General features: G+C 39.1%; 5 protein-coding genes. All 5 read right to left on the bottom strand.

The genetic code is table 11. The annotated features are described in order from the left end of the window. Positions 1–103: 103 nt before the first annotated feature. Positions 104–394 (bottom strand): transposase, encoded by a 291-nt coding sequence (locus tag CRP01_RS43595; RefSeq protein ID WP_143473774.1) that lies wholly within the window; start codon positions 392–394, stop codon positions 104–106. A gap of 460 nt (positions 395–854) precedes the next feature. Further along, positions 855–2,612: a choice-of-anchor L domain-containing protein gene (locus CRP01_RS41410; RefSeq protein ID WP_099155991.1), complete on the bottom strand. Its 1,758-nt coding sequence runs from the start codon at positions 2,610–2,612 to the stop codon at positions 855–857. 25 nt (positions 2,613–2,637) lie between these two features. After that, the gene (locus tag CRP01_RS41405) at positions 2,638–4,227 is read right to left on the bottom strand and encodes a TIR domain-containing protein (protein WP_099155990.1); all 1,590 of its coding nucleotides are present in this window, start codon (positions 4,225–4,227) and stop codon (positions 2,638–2,640) included. After that, a complete protein-coding gene (locus CRP01_RS41400; RefSeq protein WP_099155989.1) occupies positions 4,205–5,620 on the bottom strand; it encodes a hypothetical protein in 1,416 nt (471 codons plus the stop codon). The genes CRP01_RS41405 and CRP01_RS41400 overlap by 23 nt, the downstream gene beginning before the upstream one ends. A gap of 191 nt (positions 5,621–5,811) precedes the next feature. Then, positions 5,812–6,450, bottom strand: coding sequence for a pyroglutamyl-peptidase I family protein (locus CRP01_RS41395; RefSeq protein ID WP_233752851.1), 639 nt, complete (start codon positions 6,448–6,450; stop codon positions 5,812–5,814). Between the last annotated feature and the right edge of the window lie 299 nt (positions 6,451–6,749).

The following is a 6,749-nucleotide window of genomic DNA, read 5'->3' as shown; positions in this document are numbered from 1 at the left end:
GTGTCATTTATAACACCATCCGGCCACATAGCTCGATTGGCTATAAAACCCCGGATGAACTCGAATTACAAAATCAGAATCTCTACTTTAGTGTGGTTGCGCATTAGGGGAAGAGCACATTCTCACCTTGGCAAAAAGTGTTGATCAGCAGCTTGAGCAATCGATGGGAGGCTTGATAGGCAGACCATTTGGCTAAGCTCAACACCCGATGATATTTGTGAAAACAAGTTTGTGAGTCCAGCCCTAAGGTTTTCAAGCACCCACATACGGTCCGTTTGGCAACACTCAATAGGCAACCCAACATCAATACTTTCGCATGTTCAAAGACCTTTTTTCTGAATAACGGAGCAAATGCCGATATTTGTTTCGAGAACTCTTCTGGTAGTGTAAGCATAAATCTGATTTGTCGTTACTTCAAATTTATGCACTCCGAAGGGTTCTCTGGTTTTTTCAAAATGCTAAAGCCGAGAAAGTGTGTCCAAAATTTTCAGCACTTTGCATCAGGCTAATATCTGCGTTGAAGGGTTATTTCTAAATGGCGATGCCGGATTTGATGCTCAAAGCCTTCGTCAAATATGTGATTATTCCCAATGTGGCGATCAATAAAAGGAACGCTGCCAATCTAGATGAACTTGAATATCTGTTTGATACTGAATTATATGAAGAACGCTTTGTAGTCGAGCGTACTAATGAAACTAATGCCAAGCACAGGCTCGGTCTACATTATTTGGCTTTTTCGGTCATCCTCCTACGTAAGGTCGACAGATGGCACAAAAAAATTTAGACAACTTCATTGAAATATGGCAGACAGCCAAATCAATTCGTTTACTCCAAATTGAAAAAATTATGATTCGTCAATTTTTTCGCTGAATTTCAACTCTTCTATTCTTTATCCTATCAGCTTCAGATTCCTCTTCTACCAATAACTCGGATTCTCCTTTTGCAATTACTTCAAGCTGTTGTTCATCGACCCCTTTACTTAGCAGGTAATTCCTAACTTGTTCGGCTCTATTCTTCGAGATTTGCAGGTTTAATTCTGCAGGTCCTTCACTAGAAGCATGACCTATAATTAGTAATATGGTTTGACTATCTTCTTTTATCAAAGTAGCCAGATCGTCTAAAAAAGCATTGTCGGTAGTCAGAACTTTACTTTCGTTTTTTTGAAAGGAAAGGAGGTTCCTTTTTTTTAGTAGACTTGTAAGTGACTGATCGGTTGCCTTGATTATTTTTGCCACCTTAAATGTCCTACCGGCTTCGTCGACTGAAGCGATCTTTGGTATTTCCGGAACTTCGTAGGTGGCAACGGTTTGGCAATTATTGTTATCCCAAACCGTTACGGAATATTTTCCCGGACAAAGACCGGTCAGCGCATCCTTTTTACCTCCATTGTTCCAACTATATCGGTATGGTGTTGTTCCACCTGATGCCTTGACGGCGATGGCACCTGTGCAGGAATCCATGGCGGAGCCCGATACCCCGTTAGCTGTTACGGACAGATCTTTGGGCATTTTGACATCAATCACCTGCATGCAACCTCTGTTTTTAGTTTCAATTATTGCCCTGGCCTTTAAATTTTTACAGATGTCATTGAGAACCAGGTTCCCCATATTTACTGATTCCCCCTCGACCATCCAAGAGATAGTATAATTGTCGGCAATACCATCCAGCAGGGTCAGACTTGCACTGCCATCACAGCTATTTTCCTGGCAAGTAGGTAAAGTGACTTGTATGTCGGCTAATCTGGTGTTGGACTTAAAACTGTTCTTTTCAATAAATACGCCCGAGTCGAGTTCGGAATCACCGATATCTGCAATGGCCAACTTAAAATGATATTTTTTGCAGGATTTGACTTTTATTCGAGCTTCCAGCTTCGTGGTAAACCCATCGTATTGTATCTTATTTGGATCATCGAAGTCCAGCTCCGAATTATCAATAAAAAACTTACTATATTTTAACGATCCCTTTGAGCCTTGACAATTAGGCATTTCTCCTTCATTACCAACTACACCTGAGTTTACCGAGTTTATCGCAACCGCATGTTTAGCTTTAGCATCGAGGATAGCAATATTTACCGCATTATTTTCATAAGGGCCATCAATACCAGGGCCACTTACAAAAAATCCAAAGACATCATTGTATTCCGAACAGATGTACTCCGGGTATTCTTCGGAAGCGAAGACATAATTGAAGCTTATTTCATCCCCAATTGGTACGATATCAAATTCTAAAACACATTTGTCTCGGACTACAGTATTATCATTAGCTAATTTTGCAAGATCCTTATCGACATCATCTATGTCATTTTCACCAGTTTTGGAGTGGTTATTGTTTGGTCCGATCGCAGATATTGCGTTCCCCGTCGTCAAGATAATCCCTGATTCCAGGGTTAAATTGGTAGAGTCTAAAGCATGGTGAAATAGGCCTTTGGCTTCACCGTCACAGGAGAGCTTTACAGACTCGTAATATACACTGTTGTCCACCAACATTTCCACAAGTTGCTCTTTGGTAATGGCAGTATCGATCAACAGCTGACCTTGTAACTCCGTTTTCCAAAGAATAACTAAGAAGAATATACTAACAATAACAGAAATTGATCTGGGGTATATTTTCATGATTTAAAATTTTGGGTGGTATAAACTAGAGTTTAATAAATTCATCATAAAACTTCCATGCAGTATTGCCATTATTTCTTTTTACACAAGTTTCAAAAAATTCCTTCGCTTTCAGAGATTTATTTGAGATATAGTAGGCTTGGCCTTTCAAATAATAATCAAAAGGATTATCTGCCTCATAATCGAAGGCAAATCGACAATATGCTTTTATTTTCTTTCTAAATTCCCTTTTCTCAGTAAAGGAAGTATAATTATGAGTTCTTATCATCAGAAAATATATAGTTGCCAATTCTACGTAGACCTGAAGGTTAGGCTCTTCAGAAGAATCCTTTAATTCCTCAAGAATGCTCGTTGCCACAGCATACTCCCTCATCAAAAAGTAAAAATAGGCAAGCTCCTTTTTTATGTCGTATGTATTGGAACATGCTACTATTCCAGAGTTCAAAATATGAATGGCGGCCTCGTATTCCTCAAAGTGTTTATAGCAAATCGCTAGGTCAATGTAGGGTTCAGACACATCAGGAGTTCTTTCCCTAAATAATTTTTCAAAAATAGAGATCGCCTCTCTTTTTTTCCTTTGTCCCATCAGGATCTTACCATATGCTCTTCTTACTTCCGGAAGTTGCTGTCGACCAATATCCATTTTTTCATAGATAGGCAGGGCTTGATCAATTTGGCTAGCTTCGGTATAGGCCAAAAACAGGTTTCGGTAAACATCTTGGAGGTGATCATGATGATTAGGGTTATTGGATCTATTTACTAATTCTTTCGCTTTCAGGTAAGCATCCGCTGCAGCCTGGTAATTCTGAAGATGAGAATTGACGTTTCCTAATCCCATAAAAGTTCGCGGATCGTCTTCAAAAAATTGACAAGCTGTTGTGAAAGTTGACAGAGCCTGATCCAATTCAGGCTTTTCCATTTGAAGCACCCCCAGCGCCAAATAAAGCGAAACGACGTTTATTCCCAGCGTTTTACAATCCTCGATCAGATTAAGTAATCTTTTTTCGCCAGTAGAGAATTTATGATTAAAGCGCTCTTGAAACACCTCATAATCCTTTATCAATAAATCCCTGTTCAAGGTGTCTAAATGCTTCAGGTTTGAAAGTTCTGTTTCAAAATCCTGAGCCCTGGGAATATCTGCCCATCTTGTAAAATCTTTGCCAAAAAATATACACAGATCGGTGATGCTCTGTTTATACCTACCATCAAAGTCGTATTCCTTTAATTCAGAGAAGTCGAAATAGAGTTTTTCGTTATGATTTTCGAACAACTCTTTTTGGGAGTGAGTAGCTTGATAAGTATCTACAAGAGCGACCGCAATTTTGAGCTTACCCGAATTTTCTAATTCTTTGGCATAGGCGCATTCTCGTTGCACCCAATGAGAAGTCATTCTGGCATCAACACTATCCAATAATAAAAAGTAGCTGCACTTTCCAATGATCCCACTGATCTTTTCCCAAAGTTCCCAGCCTTTTTCGGTAGTTTGATCGTCCTTCCAGACCTTAAGACCTGATCGAACCAAATCAAAGTATATTCTATTAGCAATGGATTTGGTTTGCCAGGCATAGCTCATAAACACAGTACAAACATCATTATTCTTGTCCTTCTGGTGCATTATCCGGCCTTAAATAATACTGGGGTGTTTCTATATCCGATGGCTGATAAGAAATTTTCTCCACTTCGTTTAAAAACGTTTCCCAATTTTTGGGGTTTTCACGTTGAACGTATCTAAAAAAAGCCGCATACCTCATGGTGTTAACCGCAGCAGAATATACTGCCGGGTTTATCTTTTGGATTAACTCAGGGAAGGTATTGCGCATTAAAAATGTTAATTCTTCCTGGACATTGGTTGGCGAGATCTGAATTAATTGATTAGTTAACTCCTCTTGACTAAGGATTTCGGCATTTTGCTTACCGTGTATCTCATCAAATAGATCATCGATAAGGCCTGTGAAATTTTTCTCTAAGTCCTGCCGTCTTCCAATTATATATATCTCTCTTTCGTCAAGATTTCTATCTTTAAGAGAAACACCCTTATACTTCTCGATAATTTGATTTACCATTTCACTATAGACTAGTAGTGAATCAGAATAGCTGGCACAAAGCTGCTGATAGTCGGTGATTTCCTTTAATACAGAATCTGTCTTGGCATCATATTGAGGGTTGCTTTGTGTGATCTCATCCAAAACCGCGCCGATCTCGTCTGTATACTTTGTCATATCGGTTTTGTGAAAATAGAAGTAAGGCGATCCGGTAATATAGAAGGTATCACATACAATACCAAATTTAACCTGCTCTTGATAATCAGTAAAAATCCAGGAGTCAAATTCATTACCATCTGCGGCAGCGTTATTTATCAAAAAACTGATCATTGAAGCAATCCTTTCATATTCTTCCTGTTGCGAAATCGGTCCAGTAAAATTGCTACTTAACGGAAGCGACTCTCCCAAGCCTGTTTTTTCTATTCCGCCTTTAGCGGGTAAACGCCAGTAATTGTAAGGATCATTCAATAGCATATCTGCCTGGAGAATCCGCAGACCCAGTAAGTTGTTTATCAAAGCAGGATGATATACAATTGGTGAATTAGAGGGATCAATCCTTTTACCAAATAAAGATACCAATGAGGTATATTCACTTCCAGCAAACTCAGCTACCGGTTTCAGTTGCCAGTCGGCCAGGTAAGGATTGTATTTTTGATTATCTAAGGTTATTATTAATCGGTGACCGTCTGGTTTTTTCTCGTTGTAGATAATTTCAATTACGCTACTTCCAAATTCTACTTCTGGCGTAGCAACCTGCTGAAAATCAACGCCGCCAATTCGCCGAAATCCTCCAGGAGACCTGAAATTAGCGCTGGCCAGCAGAAGACTGGGGGCACCCTTTCCCTTGGGGAATTTTGTAGACCCCAGCTCCCAGTCTTGACTAAAGATACTGCCGACCATGGATAGTACTAGAAGTAGGAGTGTAAAAGCTTTTTTTTGCGGGTAAAGGAAAGCTGAAGATTTCATAGCCTGAAATTGGGTTGGGTTTAAATTCGGTTTTATTAATTCAATTGATTGGCTAAAATTACCTATTCATTAAGTTAATGTCATATAACAAAAGTTATAGAGGCTAGCTCAAAAAAACATTAGTAATTTAATACTTCAAATCCTACAAACCAAGTTTGGTGGTTTTGTAAGGAACAAAAAAACGGAAATGATTATACGGTGGCGTCGAGATGAAGCTCAATAATGGTAGTCAGCAGCTCCAGAAATACCTGTTGAATATCGCTGATTGTAAAATCTGGGTCGATGTACTCTTCATCAAATGTATATGGATACGGATAGGGTAAATGCACAAAAAAGCTTTTCATCGAGGAATTAAGGTAGATAGAATACATATTCCCTAGGTAATGTATATGATTGCACACGTAGCCTCCGGTATGAAAGGAGACCTTAGCGGGAACGGAGCTGCTTGATATACGAGCTAATACTTGCACCAGGTCAATTTTAGACGAGAGTTGATCGGGTAGTTCGGCTAGGCTAAAACCATAGCTTGCGATCTGTTTCTTTAGTTCTTTATCAAAATGGATAGCCTTCTTATGAGCTATTTGTTCGAGCTCGATGTGGGGCTTGCCTAGGTCGACTCCTGTCGATATACAGTAATCTGGTTGGTATAAACTAATTTCTCTCATTAATTCTTTACCTGCCAAAGCAAAATCAACAGGTAAAATACTGGTTATGATCTCCAGGTCAAAGTTGGTTTTGAAGTCAATATTGGAAATTGACTCAACGATGACTTGTGATGGATTCACCTGCATGCCGCCGAATGCTTCGAAACCGGTAAGTAAAATTTTCATATTCCCTTTAACCGTGAGGCGATCTTTTCAATGACAGAGCCATAATCAAAAAGTACATCAAAGGTGTTCGTATTACCTAATACCCTGGCTCGAATTGTGACATAAAATGTAAGATCCAATTTGACATCGTGTAAGTCTATTCTTTTCCTAAAAGCTTCTTCTTCAATTAAAAGCATTTGAATAGATAGTCACTCAAAAAACTGGTAACTTACATTTAAAAAAGAGCGTGACAAAAAAAGAAAGAAATCAATTGATCTGGGATCGCTACCAGGAAGGCTATAGCCAGGAAGAGATTGGGA

This window comes from Flavilitoribacter nigricans DSM 23189 = NBRC 102662, from assembly GCF_002646595.1.
In the GTDB taxonomy this organism is placed as follows: Bacteria; Bacteroidota; Bacteroidia; order Chitinophagales; family Saprospiraceae; genus Flavilitoribacter; species Flavilitoribacter nigricans.
Note: the sequence above shows the minus strand (reverse complement) of the source record. Positions and strands in the feature narration are given on the sequence as shown.